Genomic DNA, 21503 nt, shown 5'->3' on the forward strand with positions numbered 1-21503 from the left:
ACGGGGAGCGTTGACGGGGCATGACGCTTCTCGATCAAGCTCCCGCGGCCCGGGGCCCGCTCTCCCCGGCCGCTGTCGTCCGGGCCCTGCTCCCGCTGGTGCGCGCGGAGGCGACGGCCGAGGCCCCGGCCGCCGAGATCGATCCGGCGGACCTGGAACAGGCCGTGTGGCTGCGGCTGCTGGAGCGGCCGGCGGGGCAGGGGGCACCCGCGGATCCCGCCCGCTGGGTCCGCACCGCCGTACGGGCGGAGGTGCGCCGCGCCCGCCGCAGAGCACGGCGCGAGCGCGCGTACACAGCGGGCGAGCCGCCGGGAGACTGGAGCGGCTGCCCGGAGCGCCTCGCCCTGGGTGCCGACGAACGCCGGGTGCTGCGTGCGGCGGTGGACCGGCTGCCCGGCCGGTGCCCCCGGCTGCTGGCGGCGATACTCGCTCCCCACGATCCGACCTACCGGGAAATCGCAGGGGAGTTGGGTATGTCACAGGGAAGCTTGGGCCCGATCCGTTCCCGATGCCTTGGATGTCTGCGCAGAATGCTCGCGGCGGAGGTTGTAGCTCCTGAAGTGCGGGGATAGGAGCGGTAGACAACCGGCGGACCAGGTGAGCGGGAGGCATGCACACATGGGCATGAGCGTGACCATCTCGGCGGCGACAGCACAGGACGTCGAGCAGATCTTCAAGCTTCAGTACCTCTGCTTCCAGAGCGAGGCGGAGCTCTACGGCAACTACCGGATCGACCCACTCGTCCAGACCCTCGAATCGGTACGCGGCGAAGTCGCCAGGGACCTGGTCTTCGTGGCCCGGCTCGGCGAGGAAGTCGTCGGTTCGGTACGCGGCTTCACCGACGGGGACAGCACCGGCCTCATCGGCAAACTCTGCGTCCACCCCCGGCTCCAGGGGCACGGCCTCGGCGCACGTCTGCTGCGCGCCGCGGAATCGGGCCTGGCCGACGGGCGTTCGGCCAGGCGCTTCCGGCTGCACACCGGAGAGCGCAGCGAGGCGAACCTGCGGCTCTACAGCAAGGCCGGCTACTCAAGGGTGGGCAACGCCACCGGCGAGGACGGCGTTCGTCTGATCCTGCTGGAGAAGGACGCTGCCGCACCGGTCTACGTGGCCAGTGCCTGAAGGACCGCGGCGGATCTGACAGTCAGGCGTTCCGCGCGCGGCGCAGCCAGATCATCCCGGTGACCGGCAGGATCACCGGGATGAACAGGTAGCCCATGCCGAAGTCCGACCACACCGTGGCATCGGGGAACGCGGACGGCTCCAGCAAGGTCCAGGTGCCGATGACCAGCACCCCCGCGAGCTCGGCGGCGCAGCACACCAGCGCCGCCCTGCGCGCCTTCTCCCCGCCCCGCACCAGCGAGTACGTGATGAAGCCGTATACGACGGCGGCGACGGCGGACAGCACGTAGGCCAACGGAGCCTTGTCGAAGTCCAGGATCATCTGGACGATCGAGCGGGACGCGGCGGCCACGGTGAACACCCCGTAGAACCAGACGAGTACGCGCCCGGGCCCGGTGCCGAGCTCGAACTGCGGCTTCGGGCCCGCGGGTACGGGGGAAGCGCCGGGGTCCCCGGTGCGGTCGGTGTCGGTCACGGTCAGTTTCCCCAGATGTCGTAGAGCCGTACTTCGAGCACGGCCAGCACGACCGCGCCCGCCGCCACCGTCACCGAACCCCAGCGGGTCCGCTCGCTCAGCGACAGGAAGCCCGCCGCGGGCACGGCCGCGAAGGAGCCGATCAGATAGGCGATGAAGATCGTCATGCCCTGGTCGGGCCGCTCACCCCGGGCCAGCTGCACGATCCCCACCAGCAGCTGGGCCAGCGCCAGCACGGAGACGACGGCCATCCCGATGAAGTGCCAGTCCTTCGTGGGCTGGTCCCGGTAGGCGGCGTGACCGCACCAGGCGGCGAGGGCGAGCGCGGTCACGGCGACCGCGACCGTCAGGGCGTCAAGCATGCAGTGAGGGTATTACGGACTCCAGGACCCGCCGCGTGCGGCCCCGGCCCCTCGGGCGGGCACCGGCGTCCGGACCGGCGCGGCGTCCGGACTTCGTGGCCTTGACCACAGCACGCGCCCGGCAAGGGCGGGCCGGGCACTGTGGAGGGGGTATGCCGTACCTCGTGTCACCGCAGGTCAGAGCGGTGCGCACGGGGCGCGGAACCGGAGGCCGGGCGTCGTGGGCCGACCATCCACGGCTGTCCGCTATCCGGACAGCTGGATCTTCCGGAACGGCACGTCTGTTTTACTGGGGCCCATGACCACGACGAGCTGCCGCATCCCTGCGACCGAGGCGATCACCACGCCCGGTGCTCGTTGTATGTGTCGAATGCGCGCCTTCTGAGGGCCCCCGCCTGAGCCTCGCGCCCCGAAGCGAGACCGAGCCCGCGCCGTCCGTAGCCAACGGATCGAGCCTGCCCGGGCATGTGCCGCGCCCCCGCCCACCGACGGCCCGGCCGTGCCGAGACTCCCACCGGTCGACCACGAGACCACCGAGAACAGTCTCTTCAGACGAATGCCCCGTGCCCGGCGGACACCGCGCCGTGCACTCGACAGTGACGGAACCCCCCTGTGATCACCACTTCGGGCCTCACGAAGGTCTACCAGTCACGCGGCCGTGAGGTCACGGCCCTGGACGGCGTGGACCTCCATGTCCGCGAAGGCGAGGTGTACGGCGTCATCGGACAGAGCGGCGCCGGAAAGTCCTCCCTCATCCGCTGCGTCAACCTGCTGGAACGCCCCACCGCCGGCACCGTGACCGTGGCCGGCCAGGACCTCACCGCCCTCGCGGGCCGCGGCAAGCGGGCCGGCAAGGAACTGCGCGAGGCGCGCAGCCGTATCGGCATGGTCTTCCAGCACTTCAACCTGCTGGCCTCACGCACCGTCCTCGGTAACGTCGAGCTGCCCCTGGAGATCCTCGGCGTCTCCGGCCAGGCACGCACCCGCAAGGCCCGCGAGCTCCTCGACCTCGTCGGACTCGCCGACAAGGCGAAGGCCTACCCGGGCCAGCTCTCCGGCGGTCAGAAGCAGCGCGTCGGCATCGCCCGCGCGCTGGCCGGCGACCCGAAGGTGCTGCTCTCCGACGAGGCGACCTCCGCCCTCGACCCCGAGACCACCCGCTCCATCCTGCAACTGCTGCGCGACCTCAACCAGGAGCTCGGCCTCACCGTGCTGCTCATCACGCACGAGATGGACGTCGTCAAGACCATCTGCGACTCGGCCGCGCTGATGAGGAAGGGCCGCATCGTCGAGTCGGGCACCGTCGGCACGCTGCTGGCCACGCCCGGTTCGGAGCTGGCCCACGAGCTCTTCCCCGTGGGGGGCACGGCCTCCGGCCCCGACTGCACGGTCGTCGACGTCACCTTCCACGGCGAGGCCGCGGCCCGGCCCCTGATCTCGCAGCTCTCCCGTACGTACAACGTCGACATCTCGATCCTGGGTGCCGCGATGGACACCGTCGGCGGCCGGCAGATCGGCCGGATGCGCATCGAGCTGCCCGGCCGGTTCGAGGAGAACGTCGTCCCGATCGGCTTCCTGCGCGAGCAGGGCCTCCAGGCCGAGATCGTGGACAGCGCGCCCGCCGGCACCACCGCCATCCCCGCACAGACCCCCGCCCCGCTCACCAAGGAGGTGGCGAAGTGACCTGGTCCGAAATGCAGCCACTGCTCACCCAGGGAACCATCGACACCCTCTACATGGTGCTGTGGTCCGCGGTCGTCACCGTCCTCGGCGGACTGCCGCTCGGCGTTCTGCTGGTCCTCACCGACAAGGGCGGGCTGCTCCAAAACACCGTGGTCAACAAGGTCATCGGCGTGATCGTGAACATCGGCCGCTCGCTGCCCTTCATCATCCTGCTGATCGCCCTGATCCCGTTCACCACCTGGGTCGTCGGCACCTTCATCGGCCCGTCGGCGATGATCGTGCCCCTCGCCGTCGGCGCCATCCCGTTCTTCGCGCGCCTCGTCGAGACGGCGATCCGCGAGGTCGACCACGGGCTCGTCGAAGCCGTCCAGTCGATGGGCGGGTCCATCCCCACGATCGTCCGCAAGGTCCTGCTCCCGCAGGCGCTGCCCTCGATTGTCTCCGGTGTGACCACCACCGTCATCGTGCTCATCGGCTACTCCGCGATGGCCGGCGCGGTCGGCGGCGAAGGGCTCGGCTCCAAGGCCGTCACCTACGGATTCCAGCGCTTCGACAACCAGTTCATGCTCATCACCGTCGTGCTGCTGATCGTCGTCGTGACCCTGATCCAGCTGATCGGTGACGGAGCCGTACGCCTGCTGGCCCGCCGGGGCCGCACCACCTCCTGACTTCTCCCCAAGAAGCCCGAACTCCTTGTCCGGGCGCACCACCATCACCACCGGAAAGAGGCACTCTTCGTGCGTAAGAACATCAAGATCACCGCTGCAGCCGCAGCCACCGCCGCCCTCGCCTTCGGCCTCAGCGCCTGCGGCACGGACTCCGACCCGGCCGCCAAGGGCGAGACCGGCGCCGGCGCCGACACCTCCAAGGCCCTCGTCGTCGCCGCGTCCCCGACGCCGCACGCCGACATCCTGAACTTCGTCAAGGAGAACCTGGCGGACGAGGCGGGCCTCAGGCTGGAGGTCAAGGAGTTCACCGACTACGTCCTGCCGAACACCGCCACGGAGAACGGCCAGGTCGACGCCAACTTCTTCCAGCACAAGCCGTACCTGGACGACTTCAACAAGAAGCAGAAGACGCACATCGTCCCGGTCGTCAACGTTCACCTGGAGCCCCTCGGCCTCTACTCGAGCAAGATCAAGGACGTCAAGGACATCAAGGCCGGCCAGACGGTCGCCGTGCCCAACGACACCACCAACGAGGGCCGCGCGCTCCAGCTGCTCGCCGAGAACGGGCTGATCACCCTCAAGGACGGCGTCGGAACCAGCGCCAAGCTCAGCGACATCACGGACAAGAAGGGTCTGGAGTTCAAGGAGCTGGAGGCCGCAACCGTGCCCCGCGCCCTGAACGACGTCGACGCCGCCGTCATCAACGGCAACTACGCCATCGAGGCCGACCTGAAGCCGGGCAAGGACTCGCTGGTGCTGGAGAGCGCCGACGACAACCCGTACGCCAACTTCCTCGCCGTCAAGGAAGGAAACGAGAAGGACGCCCGCGTCCAGAAGCTCGTGAAGCTCCTCAACTCCGACGAGGTCAAGAAGTTCATCGAGGACACCTACCAGGGCTCGATCGTCCCGGCCTTCGGAGTGCCCGCCAAGTCCTGACCCTCCGGGGCCACTTGCGTCACGAGCCCCGCACACCCCGACCGGGGTGTGCGGGGCTCCGCCGTGCGGACCCGGCCATGCACATCAACGGCCCGATGCTGCATGCTGTGCCTTTACACGGTCTTCGGCATGGAGCTGCGCATGAATACCACCTTCCCGTCCATCTCCATCAGCACGGACAGGTTGGTGCTGCGCCCCTTCGACATGGCGGACGTCCCCGCGTACATCGAAATGATGAACGACGAGCTGGTCACCGCCTGGACCGATGCGCCACACCCCTACACCCAGGTCGACGCGGAACGGTGGGTCCGCAGGATCGCCCCCGCCGAGCGCACCCAGGGAAACGGCATCGTCTTCGCCGTCACCGAATTCCTCACCCAGCGCCTCGTCGGCTCCGTCCGGCTCCTCAACACCGACTGGCGCACCCTGGCGGCCGAGGTCGGCTACATCACCGCCCCCTGGGCGCGCGGCGAGGGATACGCCACCGAATCCGTCCTGGCCCTCGCCGAGTGGCTCTTCCGCGACCAGGGCTTCGAGCGCATCGAGCTGCGCACGCCCGCCGACAACACCGCCTCCCAGCAGGTCGCCCAGAAGCTGGGCTGCATCAGCGAGGGAGTGCTGCGCAACGCACGGATAGCGCGCACCCGGACCGAGAACGGCACGGACGGCGGCTGGACGGACATCAGGACCGACCTGATCGTCTGGGGGCTCCTCCCGGAGGACCTCGAAGGCGTCGCCGAGCAGCTGGCCGACGCGGGCGGCTACGGCACCTACAACGACTGGAACTGAAGGCCTCCTCCGGGCTCAAGGAAGCCGCTGGCCGGCCCTTGGTACGGACCGGATACGCTCACCCTTGCTCCGCCGCTCCCGCGCAGAGCCCACGCCTGCGACACACCAGGAGACTGACGACGATGGCCGACCGGGTCACGGTGATCGGCTGGGACGGCTCGCCACTGACCAGAGCGGCCACGGCCGCGCTCTCGGCCGCCACGCTCGTCGCCGGAGCCGCCCACCACCTGGCGCTCCCCGAGGTCCCCGGGAGCGCCGAACGGATCCGCCTCGGCAGCATCGACCTGGCCGCCCGCAGGATCGCCGGCCACCGTGGCAGCGCCGTGGTCATCGCCGACGGCGATCCCGGCTTCTTCGGGGTCGTACGCACCCTGCGCGCACCCGAGCACGGCCTCGAGGTCGAAGTCGTCCCCGCCGTCTCCTCGGTCGCCGCCGCCTTCGCCCGCGCGGGAATGCCCTGGGACGACGCCCAGGTCGTCGTGGCCCACCCGCGCACCCTGCGCCGCGCGGTCAACGTCTGCCGCGCCCACCACAAGGTCGCCGTCCTCACCTCCCCGGGCGCGGGACCCGCCGAGCTCGCCCTCCTCATGGAAGGCGTCCACCGCACCTTCGTGATCTGCGAGGAGCTCGGTACCGAACGCGAACGGGTCACCGTCCTCACCTCCGACAAGACCGCCGACCACACCTGGCGCGACCCGAACGTGGTCATCGTCATAGGCGGCGGGCCCGAGAATCCCGCCACCGGCGCCTGGTTCGCCGGCCGCGAGCCGGTCCAGCCCCGGGGAGCCCGCGGCTGGGCCCTGCCGGCCGGTGCCTACGGACCCGTCGGGGCGGAGCCCGGCGAGGGCGAGTCGCCCGGCCTGCGGGCCGCCCAGTTGGCCCGCCTCGGCCCGCGCACCGGCGACCTGGTCTGGGACATCGGCTGCGGCGGCGGCGCCCTCGCCGTGGAGGCCGCAGGCTTCGGTGCGGCGGTCCTGGCCGTGGACAGCGACCCGGACGCCTGTACCCGTACGACGGCGGCGGCCAGGACCTTCCAGGTCCCGGTCCAGGTCGTCCACGGCCGGGCCCCGCACGTTCTCGAACGCCTGCCTGAGCCCGATGTCGTACGGATAGGCGGCGGCGGCGTTCCCGTGGTCACCGCCGTCGCCGCCCGGCGCCCGGAGCGCATCGTCACCCATGCCTCCACCCGGGACGAGGCCGAAGCCCTCGGGGCGGCACTCACGGAGAACGGCTACACCATCGAGTGCGCACTGCTCCAGTCCGTCGAACTCGACACCTCTGCCTGGACCGAGCGCGAACGGTCCGTCGTGTTCCTGCTCTCCGCGCTCCGTTCCGACCTCGCCCCCTGAGGTGCTCGCCACGGAGCGCGAGGTAGGCTGACCGATTGTTGTACCGCGCCCGGCCGTTCGTCGCTTCGTTCGTCAATGTCCGGAAAAGTGGCTCGTTTTGGTCCGCGGTGTGGTACGGCGAAACCGGGGGACGCGCAACGTGGCGCAGTCCACAGCGAGCCGTGGCGGAACTGCCTGTCGCGGCGGCGAACGACCGCGAGAATGTATAGCTCCGCGCGCGTTTCGTGCCGCGCGGCGAGCCCGCTCGTTCTTGTTGACGAGCACCGGCGTGCCGTGGTTCGGGCATCCCGGGCGAAGGGCCGAAGGAGCACTGACGATGGGCGAGGGGTACGCATGACTGACACCGGCCAGATCCCGGGCGAGGGACTGCCGGAGAACGCAGGCATGGTGGCGCAGCCGGGCATCCCCGCCCCGGACGCGTACGCCTACCTCGACCCCTCCGAGCACGCACCCGAGGACGAAGACCTTCTGCTGATGCCCGCGCCCCAGGGCGCGTGGAGCGACGCACCCGCCGCCCCGGCACCCGCACCGGCGCCCGCGCCGTCGGGTCTGCCCGAGCAGTCGGCAGGACAGCAGTCCGCCTTCCAGTCGCAGCACCATGCGCATGTACCGGCGCAGGGCCAGCCCCTGTACGCCGCCGAGGCGCAGACGTCCACGACCGGCACCCACGAGTCCGGAGGCCGTGACTCCGGCTCCGTCGACCTCAACGGGGTACGGATCCCGGCCCCCGCCCCGGTGCAGGCCCCCGCCCAGGTCCCCGTGGCCGCCCAGGCCCCCGCCCCGGCGCGGCGCCCACTGCACCGGGGCCCCGCCTCGGGCGACGCCCCCTCCTACGGCGGTTCGCCGAGCGGCGGCGTCGTGCGCTCACTCGCCGACCGCGGCCCGGCCGGCGCCCCGCAGAGCCCGATGCCCGCACGGCACGCCGGGCCGCCGACGACGGGTCCCGAGTACTTCGACATCCCGGCGGACGACCAGGCCCCGCTGCCGGGCCCGCAGCTGGGCGAGATCCCGCGCCAGCTCGGCGACCCGTGGGGCGCGCAGGCGCCCGAGCAGGCTTTCCGGCCCGAACCCGTACCTGCCGTTCCCGCAGAAACGGTCGCCCCGGAACAGGTCGCCCCGGAACAAGTGGCCCCGGAACCGGTGGCCGAGGCGACACCGGAGGTGCCGGCGGAGGTGCAGACCGGGATTGCCGGTCTTCCTGACGGGGTTGCTGAGGGAACTCCCCTCACGACGCCCCTCGACGCGCCGGCCGAAACTGCCGCAGCCGAGTCCATGGGGCAGTTCGTGCCCGTGGAAGGCTCCGTGCCGACGACTCCGCACCTCGCCCCGACGCCCGCTGCCCCGGCACCCGACCCCGTACAGCCGGAAGCCGGGGCTGTGACGGCCGAGGAGGCCCGGCCCGACGCGGTCGTCGACCAGGAGCCGTTCGCTGTCGCCCCGGCTGCTCCGGTCGCGTTCGCGCCCGAGGTCGCCCCGGCTGCTCCGGTCGCGTTCGCGCCCGAGGTCGCCCCGGAACCCGTGGCGCCGACCGCGCCGGAGCCCACCGCTCCTGCGGTGGCCGTCGCCCCGGTGCCGGTGGAGGCCCCCGAGCCCGAGCAGGCGGTCGAGGCGCCGGACGGCGTCGCCCCGGTCGAGCCGGTCACCTTCGCCGAACCGGCCCCCGTTGCGGAACCCGTCGCGATCGCCGAGCCGGTTGGCGCGCCCGAGCCCGAGCCGGTTGCCGCGCCGGACCCCGAGCCGGCCGCGCTCGCGACTCCGGAACCCGTCGTGGAGTCCGAGCCCGAGCTCGTCGCGGAGCCCGTCCCCGTACCGCAGGCCGAACTCCCCGTAGAGGCCGAGGCCGAACCGGGCACCGGACCGGAGATCATCGAGACTCCCGCCCTGGAGACCCCTGCCGTGGGTGCTCCGGCCACCGAACTCGCGGGCGGCGCGGAGCCCGACGCCGTGACGACGGACGCCGAGCCCCGCGGGGCCGAGGCCGTGTCCGCGGAAGCGGCTCCCGCCGGGGCCGTCTTCGTCGAAGCGGCTCCCGACGGGACCGTTGTCGCCGAGGCCGCTCCCGCCGCGGCCCCCGAGCCCGCCGAACCGCCGGCCGTGACCCCGCCCGCCCCCGGCTACGACGACGCCGAGCGCGAAGCCGTCCTCAAGGTCATGCGCGAACGCCGCGACATCCGCAACGGATTCCGCAGCGACCCCATCCCGCACGAGGTCCTGCTCCGTGTGCTCGAAGCAGCGCACACCGCACCGAGCGTCGGTCACTCCCAGCCCTGGGACTTCGTGGTCATCCGTTCCGCGGAGACCCGCCGTTCGATGCACGAACTGGCTCAGCGCCAGCGGGAGGCGTACGCCAAGTCGCTCCCCAAGGGCCGGGCCAAGCAGTTCAAGGAACTGAAGATCGAGGCCATCCTCGACACTCCGGTGAACATCGTCGTCACCGCGGATCCCACCCGCGGCGGCCGTCACACCCTTGGCCGCCACACCCAGCCGCAGATGGCCCCGTACTCCTCGGCTCTCGCCGTCGAGAACCTGTGGCTCGCCGCCCGCGCCGAGGGCCTCGGAGTCGGCTGGGTCAGCTTCTTCGACGAGCGTGAGATGGTCCGTGCCCTGGGCCTGCCCGATCACCTCGAAGTCGTCGCGTACCTCTGCGTCGGTTACGTCGACGAGTTCCCCGAGGAACCCGAGCTGATGCAGGCGGGCTGGTCCAAGCGCCGCCCGCTGTCCTGGGTCGTGCACGAGGAGACGTACGGCCGCCGTGCCCTGCCGGGCGAGGAGCCGCACGACCTGCTGCAGGACACCATCGCGAGCATCCGCCCGCTGGACGCGAAGGCGCTCGGCGAGGCCTGGGAACGCCAGAAGCGGATGACGAAGCCCGCAGGCGCGCTCGGCATGCTGGAGATCATCTCCGCCCAGCTGTCCGGACTCTCGCGGGTCTGCCCGCCGCCGGTCCCGGAGCCCGCCGCCGTCGCGATCTTCGCCGGTGACCACGGGGTGCACGCCCAGGGCGTCACGGCGTGGCCGCAGGAGGTCACGGGCCAGATGGTCGCCAACTTCCTCGGCGGCGGAGCCGTGTGCAACGCGTTCGCGGCCCAGGTCGGCGCCGAGGTCTGCGTGGTCGATGTCGGAGTCGCCTCCGACCTGCCCTCGACGCCCGGCCTCCTTCCCCGGAAGGTACGCCCGGGGACGGCCGACTTCACGACGGGCCCCGCGCTCACCCGCGAGGAGGTCCTCGCGGCGATCGAGGTCGGCATCGAGACCGCGCGGGACCTCGTGGCTGCGGGCAACAAGGGCCTCCTCACAGGTGAGATGGGCATCGCCAACACCACCGCGTCGGCGGCCCTGATCTGCGTGTACACGGGCATGGACCCGGCGGAGGTGACCGGGCGGGGCACCGGGATCAACGACGAGATGCACGCCCGCAAGGTCGATGTGGTCCGGCGCGGCCTGGAGCTGCACCAGCCCGACCCGGCCGACCCGATCGGCGTGCTGGCTGCCGTCGGCGGCCTCGAGCACGCCGCGATGGCCGGTTTCCTGCTGGGTGGTGCGTCGCTCCGCACACCCGTCATCCTCGACGGTGTGAGCGCGGGCGCGGCCGCCCTGGTCGCCCGCGCGATCGCCCCCGAGGCGCTCGCCGCCTGCATCGCCGGACACCGCAGCGCGGAACCCGGCCATGTCGCCGCCCTCAACAAGCTGGGCCTGCGCCCGCTGGTCGACCTGGACCTCAGGCTCGGCGAGGGCACGGGCGCCCTGCTCGCACTGCCGATCGTGCAGAGCGCGGCGCGCGCGATGCACGACGTGGCGACCTTCGACTCAGCCGGAGTCACGGAGAAGTAGCGGGCACCGCACCGCGGTACCGGTCCCACCCGGTGGGACCGGTACCGCGGTGCGGTGCACGATCGGGGACCGGGGACGGGCGGGAGCCCCGGTCACCGGCAGGGCGGGCAGGGGTACAGGCCCACCGCGGGCGCCCACCGGACCCCGCACCGCCCACCGACCCCCGCCCCCACCACCCCGTATCGTGGGTCCGCGACAGCCACACGTCACAGCCTCACGTCACAGCCGCTCCACCGCCGCAGCGGCCCGCAGCACACCGCACCCTGCACCCTGCACGAGGAGCCCGCACCGCCATGGCCGAGCACGACGATCACCCTGCCTACCCCGTCGGACTGCGCCTGACCGGGCGCCGCGTCGTCGTAGTCGGCGGCGGCCAGGTCGCGCAGCGCCGGCTGCCCGCCCTCATCGCGGCCGGCGCCGACATCACCCTGGTCTCCCCGTCCGCAACCCCGTCCGTCGAGGCGATGGCGGACGCCGGTGAGATCCGCTGGGAGCGCCGCCGGTACGAGGACGGCGACCTCGCGGACACCTGGTACGCCCTGGTCGCGTCCACCGACGCCGCAGCCAACGACGCCGCGTCCGCCGAGGCGGAGCGCACCCGCACCTGGTGCGTCCGCAGCGACGACGCGGAGGCGGCGACCGCCTGGACACCGGCCACCGGCCGCAGCGAGGGCATCACGGTCGCCGTCCTCACCACCACCTCGCAGGGCCGGGACCCCCGCCACTCCGCCGCGGTCCGCGACGCGATCGTCGAGGGCCTGCGCGACGGCACCCTCGCCGCCCCGCACCACCGCACCCGTGCCCCCGGCGTCGCGCTGGTCGGCGGCGGCCCGGGCGACCCCGACCTGATCACGGTCAGGGGCCGGCGCCTCCTGGCCGAGGCCGATGTGGTCATCGCCGACCGGCTCGGTCCCCGTGATCTGCTCGACGAACTCCCGCCGCACGTCGAGGTGATCGACGCGGCGAAGATCCCGTACGGCCGCTACATGGCGCAGGGGGCGATCAACCAGGCGCTGATCGACCACGCCAAGGCGGGCAAGGCCGTCGTCCGGCTCAAGGGAGGCGACCCCTTCGTTTTCGGCCGCGGGATGGAGGAGGCCCAGGCGCTGGCCGCCGAAGGCATCGCCTGCACCGTCGTCCCCGGCATCTCCAGTTCGATCTCCGTACCGGGGGCGGCCGGCATCCCCGTCACCCACCGCGGAGTCGCCCATGAGTTCACCGTGGTCAGTGGGCACGTGGCCCCCGAAGACCCGCGCTCGCTGGTCGACTGGGAGGCCCTCGCACAGCTGCGCGGCACCCTCGTCCTCCTGATGGCCGTCGACAAGATCGGCGCCATCGCCCGTGCGCTCATCTCCCACGGCAAGTCCCCCGACACCCCGGTCGCACTGGTCCAGGAGGGCACCACGGCCGCTCAGCGCAGGGTCGACGCGACCCTCAAGGACGTCGGGGAGCGAGTCGTCGCGGAGGACGTGCGTCCGCCCGCCGTGATCGTCATCGGCGCCGTCGTCGGCGTCGGCACCGGCCCGGTCACCGGTGGGGAAGCATCGTCCCGTGGCTGAACTCATCACGATCGACGACCCCGACGACCCGCGTCTGAGCGACTACACGGGCCTCACGGACGTCGAACTCCGGCGCCGCCGGGAGCCCGCCGAAGGCCTCTTCATCGCCGAGGGCGAGAAGGTCATCAGACGGGCCGCGGACGCCGGGTACGAGATGCGGTCCATGCTGCTGTCCGCCAAGTGGGTCGACGTGATGCGCGATGTCATCGACGAGGCCCGCGCACCCGTCTACGCGGTCACACCGGAGCTCGCCGAACGCGTCACCGGCTATCACGTGCACCGCGGAGCGCTCGCCTCCATGCAGCGCAGACCGCTTGCCGAGGTCGGCTCCCTCCTGGCCCCGGAGTCCGGGCACGTCCGCCGGGTGGCCGTCTTCGAGGACATCGTCGACCACGCCAATCTCGGAGCGGCCTTCCGTAACGCGGCAGCACTCGGAGTCGACGCCGTCCTCCTCACCCCGCGCTGCGCCGACCCCCTGTACCGGCGGGCGGTCAAGGTGTCGATGGGGTCCGTCTTCCTGGTCCCGTGGACCAGGCTCGGTGCATGGCCCAAGGACCTCGACCTGCTCCGCTCGGCCGGCTTCACCACGGCCGCGCTCTGCCTCAGCGAGCAGTCGATCACCCTGGACGCCCTGGCCGCACGTCGGCACGAGAGGCTCGCGCTCGTCTTCGGTACCGAGGGGGACGGGCTCACCGCCGCGGCGCTGGCCGCCGCGGACGAACACGTCCGCATCCCCATGGACGCCGGAGTCGACTCGCTCAACGTCGCCGCTGCCTCGGCCGTCGCCTTCTACGCGACGCGTCCCGTCTCCGCCTGACCGGACGGCGCCACCTGCTGATCCACGGCCGGGTACGCGTCGTGGGTCGGGGACGGCGTGCCGCCCAGCCCCTGCGAGGGGCCCTGGCAGCCCTGCGCAGCCGCGATCCCCAGCGCCACGAGCAGGGTCACGACGACGAACACGACGAGCCGCTGGCGCAGCAGCCGCGGATTGGCAGGCCGCCGCTTGCCGCTCTTCCCGGCGGAGGTCGTCCGGACCCCGGGGCGCGTGCCCGGACGGCCGTTCGTTCCGTTGGTGCCCTGCGGACGCTTCCCGGAGTGCCCGGTGCCGCGCGCCGCCTGAGGGCGTGTGCCGCCGGTACGTGGCGCAGCCGAGCGCGACGACGAGGGGCGCCCGGCCGCGGGACGGGGCGCCGGAGTGGGGCCGGCCGCCGCGCGCCGGGTGTGCTGCTCGGTGTACGGGCCGTCGAGGAGACCGGTCGGCCGGTCCAGCTCCTGCTCGGCCCGCTGGGCGGGCGGCCTGCGCTCCTGCAGTCCCTGTGCCTCGCGCGCGGCGATCTCCTTGAGCCGCATCGAGAGCTGCAGAGTGCTCGGCCGCTCCTCCGGGTCCTTCGCCAGACAGGCGCGCACCAGCGGAGCGAGCGCGTCGTGCACCTCGAAGAGATGCGGCTCCTCGTGCACCACGCGGTAGAGCATCACTTCGGAACTGCCGTGCCCGAAGGGCGAGTCGGCCGTCGCCGCGTACGCCAGGGTGGCGCCCAGCGAGAACACGTCCGTGGCGGGCGTCACCGCCGCGCCCCGCACCTGCTCGGGCGCCAGGAAGCCCGGCGAACCCACGGCCGTCCCGACATGCGTGAGCGTGCTCGCCCCGGTCGCCCACGCGATACCGAAGTCGATGATCCGGGGGCCCTTGGGGGAGAGGAGGATGTTCGACGGCTTCAGATCACGGTGAACCACCCCGGCCTCGTGCACCGCCACCAGTCCTTCGGACAGCGCCGCACCGATCGAGGCCACCTCGGCCGCCGACAGCGGCCCCTCCTCGACGACCTTGTCGTGCAGCGAAGGCCCCGGGACGTACTGCGTCGCGAACCACGGGCGGTCCGCCTCCAGATCGGCGGCCACCAGACGTGCCGTACAGCCACCGCGGATCCGGCGGGCGGCGGACACCTCGCGCGCGAAGCGCGAACGGAACTCCTGGTCCTCCGCCAGATCCGGCCGGATCACCTTGAGCGCCACCCGCTGGCCCCTGCGGTCGGAACCCAGATAGACCACACCCATACCGCCCGCACCGAGCCGCCGGTGCAGCCTGAACGAGCCGACGACACGCGGGTCCTCGCGCCGGAGCCGCATCATCGCCATCGTCTGCCCATCCCCGCTGCCGGTCCGCCTGACGAGGCACAGCTTACGTACCCGTGGCGCGGCGCGCTCAGAGGCCGCGCCCTCGCCGACCCATCGATTGTCAGTGCCCGGTGGGAGAATTGAGGAGTGGTCAGGGAGCCGGAGATCCAGGCCCTGTGACCCGTGCGAGATCTCAAAGGACCGTCGCAGAAGGGGGATTGGATCAATGAAGGGCGATCGCGTGGAGATAGTCGTGGACGCGGGAGACACGACTCGGACGTACGAGGTGGTGGCCTCCAGGGCAGGCCGCCGGGTGGAGACAGCAGTCCGTCGAGGGGTGGTCGAAGTGAGCGAAGTCACCCGAAGTGGATCAGTTGTCCGAACCGCCCGCTTCATGGCGACCAGGGTGCTCGCCCTGGTCGAACAACCGGTACCCAGGGAGGACGACTCGGAGCGTCCCCTCCGGGAAGACCCCAAGGCCTAGCGCCGCGTCTCCACCCAGGGGAGTACGCCGGATGCCGACGGCTCATCCTCCGGGAGGCCCGGTAATCGGTACGCGGGCATGACGCCCGAGGGCTTCCGCCTCCCTAATGTTGAAGTCAAGCGGCGGGCGCAGAACTCGTCCCCCGAGGTCGAACGCCCGCCGCTCCGAAACAGGTCAGGAGAGGAACCATGGCGGACACGGCAACGCGGACCATGATCCGCGCACAGGGACGCAGGGCCTACGCCTCGTTCGGTGCACGCCCGTCCGGTACGCGCCACCCCCTGGTGGCGACAGCCATGGTCCTTCCCCTGGCGGCCCTGCTCGTAGTTGTCTTCGGCGGCTGGGACGCAGTGGTCACACAAGCGTCGTCCGTGGGCGTGATGCTGGGGCGCTGAGCGGCGCCCCGGGTCCGGAAGAGCGGTCCGGACCAGGACATCCGGCCAACAACCCCGTGGGGACGGGGGTGCGGCGGACGGCAGCGTTTGTCCGGCCAGCTGGGGAGCTGGCCGGACATCGCGCTGTCCGGACCCCTTCGGGGCCGCCGGGCGACCTCCGGCCGGGCGGCCGCGCCCCGTACGCTCGTCGCCGGGACCGGCCGCAGGGCCGGCCGATCACCGCCGGGGGAGCCGAACCGATGACCACCACCCCTGTCGTACGCGTACTGGGCGACCTCGCTCATGCCGGCAGCCATGCCCGTGCCGTCGCGTGCGACTGCCCCCCGCCCCGGGTGCTCGCGGACCGCCCCGACGGAACAGTGGTCCGCAGGGGGCCGGTGGTCGCCAAGGCGCACGCCCCGGACACCGACCGGCCGGACCTGGCTGACCGTCTCGCCCTGGCCGCGGCACCGCTCCTCGCGGGCGTCCTGCTCCCGCCCCTGCCGGTCCCCGCACCCCGTCAGGCGCCGGAAACCGCGGCGCCCCCGGCCGGCTTCCTCGGGGTGACGCCCGACGGCCGCCCCGTCAGCCTCTGGCCGCACGGTGAACCCGTCGACCCCTCGGACCCCGATGCCGCTCCCTGGGAGGAGGCGGGCACCCTCCTGGCCCGGCTGCACCGCACCCCGCCGCCCCATCCGCTGCCGCCCATGCGCGGACCCGCCAAGGCCGCCCGGGCCGTCGCGCGGATGCGCGCCGCCCGGCCCGGCGACCCGGACACCGCTCCGGTCCTCGCCGCCTGGCGCGGCCTGCCCGCGTGGGCTCGTGACGAGGCGCCGTCCCGCGGGCTCCGGGCCCGCTTCGTCTGCCACGGAGACCTGCACCTCGGCCAGCTCGTCCGCCACCCGGCCCCGAACGGCCCCTGGTTGCTGATCGACGTCGACGACGCGGGCCTCGGCGACCCCGCCTGGGACCTGGCGCGCCCCGCCGCCTGGTACGCGGCAGGGCTGCTGGCGCCCGAGGTCTGGCTGCGCTTCCTGGACGCCTACCGGGCCGCGGGCGGCCCCGCCGTACGCGCCGAGGGGGACCCGTGGCCCGACCTGGACGTCGCCGCGCGCGCACTCACGGTGCAGACGGCGGCGCTCGCCTTCGCCAAGTCCGCGGCGGAGGGCCGAAGTCCGGATGCGGTGGAACAGCTGATGATCGACGCGTGTGTCCGCATTGCGTCCCTCCCGCCCGAGTTGACACCCGAGCTCTCGTCGTAGGGTGAACCGACTGCCGCCGGGCATGCATTCCGGCGACATCGAAACGACGGTGAGGAGCCGGCCCGATGATCCAGTGTCCCAAGTGCCACGCCCAGATGAACACGTACAACCGCAACGGCGTCCAGATCGAGCAGTGCACAGGCTGCCGCGGCATATTCCTCGACTACGGCGAGCTGGAGTCCCTGACCCGCCTCGAGTCGCAGTGGTCGCAGCAGGCCCCGCCCGCTCCGCCCGCCCCCCAGGCGTACCCCGCCGCCCCGCAGGCGTACCCCGCGGCCCCGGCTCCCGCGTGGGGTGCGCCGCACCAGGGCGGGCACCACGGACACCACCGCCAGAAGAGCTTCGGCCGGATGCTCTTCTCCTCCTGAACCCCTGCGGGGGCCCGGGCGCGTTGCGTCCGGGCCCGTCGCGCCCGCATTGCATACCGTCGACGAAGTTCGGTTCCTGATCTAGTCATGAGCATGATCGCTGCCTAGCGGGGCCATGCACTTCCTCGACAGGTCCCGAACTGTCGCCCCCCGGGCTGGAGCCGCTGGCTCGTGCCACCCGCCGCGCTCGCCGTGCACCTCTCCATCGGACAGGCCTACGCCTGGAGCGTGTTCAAGCCCCCACTCGAATCCGCACTCGGGCTGTCGGGCACCGTGAGCGCCCTCCCGTTCCAGCTGGGCATCGTGATGCTGGGCCTCTCCGCGGCCTTCGGCGGCACACTCGTCGAACGCAACGGTCCCCGCTGGGCGATGTCCGTCTCCCTCGTCTGCTTCTCCTCCGGCTTCCTCGTCGCCGCCCTCGGTGCGGCCACCGGCCGGTACTGGCTCGTCGTCCTCGGCTACGGCTTCATCGGCGGGATCGGGCTCGGCATCGGCTACATCTCCCCGGTCTCCACCCTCATCAAGTGGTTCCCCGACCGCCCCGGCATGGCCACGGGCATCGCCATCATGGGCTTCGGCGGCGGCGCCCTCATAGCCTCGCCCTGGTCCACGGGCATGCTCGAGAGCTTCGGTACGGACCGCTCCGGCATCGCGAGCGCCTTCCTCGTGCACGGCGTCGTCTACGCGGCGTTCTTGGCGCTCGGCGTCCTCCTGGTACGGGTGCCGCCGGAGGGCTGGCTCCCCGACGGCTGGGAGCCGAAGCAGGAAACCCGCAGGCTCGTCACCAACGCCCAGGTCTCCGCGCGCAACGCCCTGCGCACACCGCAGTTCTGGTGCCTGTGGGTAGTCCTGCGCATGAACGTCACCGCGGGCATCGGCATCCTCGAGAAGGCCGTGCCGATGATCCAGGACTTCTTCGCGGACACCTCCACCCCGGTGTCGGTCTCGGCCGCGGCGGGCTTCGTCGCCCTGCTCTCGCTGGCCAACATGGGCGGCCGTCTCCTGTGGTCCTCCACCTCGGACCTGATCGGCCGCAAGAACATGTACCGCGTCTACCTCGGTGTCGGCGCGCTGATGTACGTGATGATCGAACGGCTCGGCAACGACTCCAAGCCGCTCTTCATCTGCTGCGCGCTGGTGATCCTCTCCTTCTACGGAGGAGGGTTCGCGACCGCTCCCGCCTACCTGAGGGACCTCTTCGGCACGTACCAGGTCGGAGCCATCCACGGTCGGCTGCTGACCGCCTGGTCCACGGCGGGCGTGCTCGGTCCGCTGATCGTCAACAGGGTCGCCGACGCGGGGGAGCGCGCAGGCCACAGCGGTCCCAGCCTCTACACGACCTCGCTGACCATCATGATCGGGCTGCTCGTCGTCGGCTTCGTCGCCAACGAGTGCATCCGCCCCGTCCACCCGCGCTTCCACGAGACTCCGGAAGGGAGCAGCCCCCCGTGTCCACCAGGAGTCGTAAGCCGCTCATGGTCCTCGTCTGGCTCTGGGTCGCAGTGCCGTTCGGCTACGGGCTGTACGAACTGACCCGCAAGGCCACCCAGCTCTTCACCGGCTGACCCGCAGGACAACGACGAAGCCCCCGGTCGTCGAGACGACCGGGGGCTTCGAACGGTGCGCGATACTGGGATTGAACCAGTGACCTCTTCCGTGTCAGGGAAGCGCTCTCCCGCTGAGCTAATCGCGCAGGGTGACCCTGCGTGTACTGCGTGCGCGATACTGGGATTGAACCAGTGACCTCTTCCGTGTCAGGGAAGCGCTCTCCCGCTGAGCTAATCGCGCGGGGGTCCTTGCGGACCGGTGGACGATACTGGGATTGAACCAGTGACCCCTTCCGTGTCAGGGAAGTGCTCTCCCGCTGAGCTAATCGTCCTTGGAGGTGGAGACGGGATTTGAACCCGTGTAGACGGCTTTGCAGGCCGTTGCCTCGCCTCTCGGCCACTCCACCAGGGATGGGGGTTCGGGAAGATCCCCCACCTTCTGCGAGCGGACGACCAGGTTCGAACTGGCGACCTCAACCTTGGCAAGGTTGCGCTCTACCAACTGAGCTACGTCCGCTTGTCATTCCCGTTCGGCTTGCGCGTCCCGGTGACGTGTTGAACTCTAGCGGATTCCCGGGCCAGCACAAAAACGCGTTTGTGCAGCGTGCTGCGCTGCCTCCGCCCCGCCGCAGGTCACCGTGCACCGTTCTAGACTCACCAGAGTGCACGACCTAGCTCCCATGGCCCGCTTCGGCGGCCTCATCGCCTCAGGCCTGCAGGATGTGACCAGCGATCCTGCGGCTCTCGAATCATCCGGTTTCTGGGCCGTATCCGCCGATTTCGAGGGCCGTCTCGTCTGCGCCCGCTTCTCCACCGTACGGACCGAGCAGGTGCCCCTTCCCGTGCCCGGCGCCTGGCGTGGCCCGGCGCCGCAGGACTGGATCTCATCGCTCGACGAGGACGCGTACAAGGCCGGCGTACGGCGGATCCGTGAACACATCGCGGCGGGCGAGGTCTACCAGGCCAACCTCTGCCGGGTCCTGTCCGCACCGCTGCCCGGCCCCGTAGCCGACGTGGACGCGCTCACCGCCCTGCTGGCCCGCGGCAACCCCGCTCCCTACGCGGGGACGATCCGGCTGCCTGCCCAGGGTGTCGAGATAGCCACCGCCTCCCCGGAGCTCTTCCTGAGGCGTGAGGGCAGGATCGTCGAGTCCGGGCCGATCAAGGGAACCGGGCGGACCGAGGACGATCTGCTGGACAAGGACCACGCCGAGAACGTGATGATCGTCGACCTGGTCCGCAACGACCTGGGCCGGGTCTGCGCGACCGGCAGCGTGAGCGTCCCCGACCTCTGTGTGGTGGAGAAGCACCCCGGACTCGTCCACCTCGTCTCCACCGTGCGTGGCCGGCTGGCCGACGGCGCCGGCTGGCCGGAGCTGCTCACCGCCGCGTTTCCGCCCGGATCCGTCACCGGTGCCCCGAAGTCCAGTGCCCTGAGGATCATCGACGCCCTCGAGACAGCGCCGCGCGGTCCGTACTGCGGAGGGATCGGCTGGGTCGACGCGGACAGGGACACCGCGGAACTGGCCGTCGGCATAAGGACCTTCTGGATCGACCGCACGGGCACCGCACCCGAGCTGCGCTTCGGTACCGGAGCCGGTATCACCTGGGGATCCGACCCGCAGCGTGAATGGGCGGAGACCGAGCTGAAGGCGTCCCGGCTGCTCGCTGTAGCGTCGGGCGCCTACGAGGAGACAGGAAGGACCGCGTCATGAGGATTTGGGTCAACGGCGAGCTCCGGGACGCCGATGACGCACGGGTGTCCGTGCTCGATCACGGACTGACCGTGGGGGACGGCATCTTCGAGACGGTCAGGGTCGCCCAGGGCCGCCCCTTCGCCCTGACCCGGCATCTCGACCGGCTGACGCGCTCGGCCCGTGGCCTCGGACTGTCCGACCCCGACCAGGACGAGGTCCGCCGCGCCTCGGAGGCCGTCATCGCGGCCAATCCCACGGAGCTCGGCCGGCTGCGGATCACGTACACCGGAGGCCTCTCACCCCTCGGTTCCGACCGCGGCGACGCGGGGCCCAGCCTCGTCGTCGCCCTCGGTGAGACGTCACGCCGTCCGGACAGCACAGCCGTGATCACCGTCCCCTGGACGCGCAACGAACGCAGTGCGGTGGCAGGGCTCAAGACCACCTCGTACGCCGAGAACGTCGTCGCCCTCGCGCGCGCCCACGAGCAGGGTGCCTCCGAGGCGCTCTTCCCCAACACGGTCGGGCAGCTCTGCGAGGGCACCGGATCCAATGTCTTCGTCGTGCTCGACGGCCGGATCCACACCCCTCCCCTCACCTCCGGATGCCTTGCCGGGATCACCCGCGCACTGGCCGTGGAGTGGACCGGTGCGCAGGAGACGGAGCTGCCGCTGGACATCCTCGAAAGGGCCGAGGAGATCTTCCTGACCTCCACGCTCCGCGACATCCAGGCCGTCCACCGGGTGGACGGACGGGAGCTGCCGGGCGCGCCGGGGCCGGTTACGGCGAAGGCGATGCGGATCTTCGACGAGCGCGCGGGCGACGACCTCGATCCCTGAGCCCGTCCGGCAAAAACAGGTGACGGACCGAGGACGAGCGGATAGA

Annotated in this window: 20 protein-coding genes and 5 tRNA genes; 17 read left to right on the forward strand and 8 right to left on the reverse strand. The window is 71.6% G+C overall.

Going from position 1 to position 21503, the window contains the following annotated elements; all coding sequences use genetic code 11:
- Positions 1-20: 20 nt before the first annotated feature.
- Positions 21-572, forward strand: a complete 552-nt coding sequence (locus tag OG844_RS39065; RefSeq protein WP_406388722.1) for a sigma-70 family RNA polymerase sigma factor — start codon at positions 21-23, stop codon at positions 570-572.
- 46 nt (positions 573-618) lie between these two features.
- A complete protein-coding gene (locus OG844_RS39070) occupies positions 619-1122 on the forward strand; it encodes a GNAT family N-acetyltransferase (protein ID WP_406388720.1) in 504 nt (167 codons plus the stop codon).
- A 22-nt stretch (positions 1123-1144) separates the two neighbouring features.
- Here OG844_RS39070 and OG844_RS39075 read toward each other — a convergent pair whose 3' ends face one another.
- Positions 1145-1597, reverse strand: coding sequence for a hypothetical protein (locus tag OG844_RS39075; protein WP_406388718.1), 453 nt, complete (start codon positions 1595-1597; stop codon positions 1145-1147).
- A gap of 2 nt (positions 1598-1599) precedes the next feature.
- Entirely contained in the window at positions 1600-1959 is a 360-nt protein-coding gene (locus OG844_RS39080; RefSeq protein WP_406388716.1) for a hypothetical protein, read from the reverse strand.
- Between the two features lie 612 nt (positions 1960-2571).
- On the opposite strand from OG844_RS39080, the gene OG844_RS39085 reads away from it, so the two are divergent.
- From OG844_RS39085 to OG844_RS39120, 8 genes are all read left to right on the forward strand, one after another.
- A complete protein-coding gene (locus OG844_RS39085; protein ID WP_406388714.1) occupies positions 2572-3642 on the forward strand; it encodes a methionine ABC transporter ATP-binding protein in 1071 nt (356 codons plus the stop codon).
- On the forward strand, positions 3639-4310 hold the full coding sequence (locus OG844_RS39090) for a methionine ABC transporter permease (protein ID WP_406388712.1): 672 nt from the start codon (positions 3639-3641) through the stop codon (positions 4308-4310). Before OG844_RS39085 ends, OG844_RS39090 begins: the two co-directional genes overlap by 4 nt.
- A 69-nt stretch (positions 4311-4379) precedes the next feature.
- A complete protein-coding gene (locus OG844_RS39095; protein WP_406388710.1) occupies positions 4380-5246 on the forward strand; it encodes a MetQ/NlpA family ABC transporter substrate-binding protein in 867 nt (288 codons plus the stop codon).
- A gap of 102 nt (positions 5247-5348) precedes the next feature.
- Positions 5349-6035 (forward strand): GNAT family N-acetyltransferase, encoded by a 687-nt coding sequence (locus OG844_RS39100; RefSeq protein ID WP_406388708.1) that lies wholly within the window; start codon positions 5349-5351, stop codon positions 6033-6035.
- 122 nt (positions 6036-6157) lie between these two features.
- Entirely contained in the window at positions 6158-7384 is a 1227-nt protein-coding gene (gene cbiE, locus OG844_RS39105; protein WP_406388706.1) for a precorrin-6y C5,15-methyltransferase (decarboxylating) subunit CbiE, read from the forward strand.
- A gap of 333 nt (positions 7385-7717) precedes the next feature.
- Positions 7718-11215: a nicotinate-nucleotide--dimethylbenzimidazole phosphoribosyltransferase gene (cobT, locus tag OG844_RS39110; protein ID WP_406388704.1), complete on the forward strand. Its 3498-nt coding sequence runs from the start codon at positions 7718-7720 to the stop codon at positions 11213-11215.
- A gap of 293 nt (positions 11216-11508) precedes the next feature.
- Positions 11509-12774: a uroporphyrinogen-III C-methyltransferase gene (gene cobA / locus OG844_RS39115; protein ID WP_406388702.1), complete on the forward strand. Its 1266-nt coding sequence runs from the start codon at positions 11509-11511 to the stop codon at positions 12772-12774.
- The gene (locus OG844_RS39120; protein WP_406388700.1) at positions 12767-13591 is read left to right on the forward strand and encodes a TrmH family RNA methyltransferase; all 825 of its coding nucleotides are present in this window, start codon (positions 12767-12769) and stop codon (positions 13589-13591) included. Before cobA ends, OG844_RS39120 begins: the two co-directional genes overlap by 8 nt.
- Here the strand turns inward: OG844_RS39120 and OG844_RS39125 are convergent.
- Positions 13564-14910, reverse strand: a complete 1347-nt coding sequence (locus tag OG844_RS39125; protein ID WP_406388699.1) for a serine/threonine-protein kinase — start codon at positions 14908-14910, stop codon at positions 13564-13566. The genes OG844_RS39120 and OG844_RS39125 overlap by 28 nt on opposite strands.
- Positions 14911-15115: 205 nt before the next feature.
- Between OG844_RS39125 and OG844_RS39130 the strand changes: the two genes are divergently transcribed.
- The 5 genes from OG844_RS39130 to OG844_RS39150 all read left to right on the forward strand — a co-directional run bounded on the left by OG844_RS39130 (position 15116) and on the right by OG844_RS39150 (position 18910).
- Positions 15116-15373 (forward strand): hypothetical protein, encoded by a 258-nt coding sequence (locus OG844_RS39130; protein ID WP_329212876.1) that lies wholly within the window; start codon positions 15116-15118, stop codon positions 15371-15373.
- Positions 15374-15561: 188 nt separating this feature from the next.
- On the forward strand, positions 15562-15768 hold the full coding sequence (locus OG844_RS39135) for a hypothetical protein (RefSeq protein WP_329212877.1): 207 nt from the start codon (positions 15562-15564) through the stop codon (positions 15766-15768).
- 239 nt (positions 15769-16007) lie between these two features.
- Complete coding sequence (locus OG844_RS39140; RefSeq protein WP_406388698.1) at positions 16008-17009, forward strand: phosphotransferase; 1002 nt, start codon at positions 16008-16010, stop codon at positions 17007-17009.
- A gap of 65 nt (positions 17010-17074) precedes the next feature.
- Entirely contained in the window at positions 17075-17377 is a 303-nt protein-coding gene (locus OG844_RS39145) for a zf-TFIIB domain-containing protein (protein WP_406388696.1), read from the forward strand.
- 171 nt (positions 17378-17548) lie between these two features.
- Complete coding sequence (locus OG844_RS39150) at positions 17549-18910, forward strand: OFA family MFS transporter (RefSeq protein ID WP_406388694.1); 1362 nt, start codon at positions 17549-17551, stop codon at positions 18908-18910.
- Positions 18911-18998: 88 nt separating this feature from the next.
- Here OG844_RS39150 and OG844_RS39155 read toward each other — a convergent pair.
- From OG844_RS39155 to OG844_RS39175, 5 genes are all read right to left on the reverse strand, one after another.
- Positions 18999-19070: transfer RNA gene (locus tag OG844_RS39155), tRNA-Val, on the reverse strand.
- A 23-nt stretch (positions 19071-19093) separates the two neighbouring features.
- Positions 19094-19165: transfer RNA gene (locus OG844_RS39160), tRNA-Val, on the reverse strand.
- Between the two features lie 19 nt (positions 19166-19184).
- Positions 19185-19256 (reverse strand) — tRNA-Val (locus tag OG844_RS39165).
- Between the two features lies 1 nt (position 19257).
- Positions 19258-19331 (reverse strand) — tRNA-Cys (locus OG844_RS39170).
- A gap of 37 nt (positions 19332-19368) precedes the next feature.
- A tRNA-Gly gene (locus OG844_RS39175) sits at positions 19369-19441 on the reverse strand.
- Positions 19442-19604: 163 nt separating this feature from the next.
- Here OG844_RS39175 and OG844_RS39180 point away from each other — a divergent pair.
- Both OG844_RS39180 and OG844_RS39185 read left to right on the forward strand, forming a co-directional pair.
- A complete protein-coding gene (locus tag OG844_RS39180; protein ID WP_406396021.1) occupies positions 19605-20639 on the forward strand; it encodes a chorismate-binding protein in 1035 nt (344 codons plus the stop codon).
- Positions 20636-21457, forward strand: coding sequence for an aminotransferase class IV (locus tag OG844_RS39185; RefSeq protein ID WP_406388693.1), 822 nt, complete (start codon positions 20636-20638; stop codon positions 21455-21457). The genes OG844_RS39180 and OG844_RS39185 overlap by 4 nt, the downstream gene beginning before the upstream one ends.
- Positions 21458-21503: the final 46 nt, after the last annotated feature.

This window comes from Streptomyces sp. NBC_00887 (assembly GCF_045207585.1).

Coding starts and splice junctions, on each gene's coding strand:
- OG844_RS39065 (WP_406388722.1), top strand. CDS start 21: ATGACGCTTCTCGATCAAGCTCCCGCGGCCCGGGGCCCGCTCTCCCCG.
- OG844_RS39070 (WP_406388720.1), top strand. CDS start 619: ATGGGCATGAGCGTGACCATCTCGGCGGCGACAGCACAGGACGTCGAG.
- OG844_RS39080 (WP_406388716.1), bottom strand. CDS start 1,959: ATGCTTGACGCCCTGACGGTCGCGGTCGCCGTGACCGCGCTCGCCCTC.
- OG844_RS39100 (WP_406388708.1), top strand. CDS start 5,349: ATGCTGTGCCTTTACACGGTCTTCGGCATGGAGCTGCGCATGAATACC.
- cbiE (WP_406388706.1), top strand. CDS start 6,158: ATGGCCGACCGGGTCACGGTGATCGGCTGGGACGGCTCGCCACTGACC.
- cobT (WP_406388704.1), top strand. CDS start 7,718: ATGACTGACACCGGCCAGATCCCGGGCGAGGGACTGCCGGAGAACGCA.
- cobA (WP_406388702.1), top strand. CDS start 11,509: ATGGCCGAGCACGACGATCACCCTGCCTACCCCGTCGGACTGCGCCTG.
- OG844_RS39125 (WP_406388699.1), bottom strand. CDS start 14,910: ATGGCGATGATGCGGCTCCGGCGCGAGGACCCGCGTGTCGTCGGCTCG.
- OG844_RS39130 (WP_329212876.1), top strand. CDS start 15,116: ATGAAGGGCGATCGCGTGGAGATAGTCGTGGACGCGGGAGACACGACT.
- OG844_RS39135 (WP_329212877.1), top strand. CDS start 15,562: ATGGCGGACACGGCAACGCGGACCATGATCCGCGCACAGGGACGCAGG.
- OG844_RS39140 (WP_406388698.1), top strand. CDS start 16,008: ATGACCACCACCCCTGTCGTACGCGTACTGGGCGACCTCGCTCATGCC.
- OG844_RS39145 (WP_406388696.1), top strand. CDS start 17,075: ATGATCCAGTGTCCCAAGTGCCACGCCCAGATGAACACGTACAACCGC.
- OG844_RS39180 (WP_406396021.1), top strand. CDS start 19,605: ATGGCCCGCTTCGGCGGCCTCATCGCCTCAGGCCTGCAGGATGTGACC.
- OG844_RS39185 (WP_406388693.1), top strand. CDS start 20,636: ATGAGGATTTGGGTCAACGGCGAGCTCCGGGACGCCGATGACGCACGG.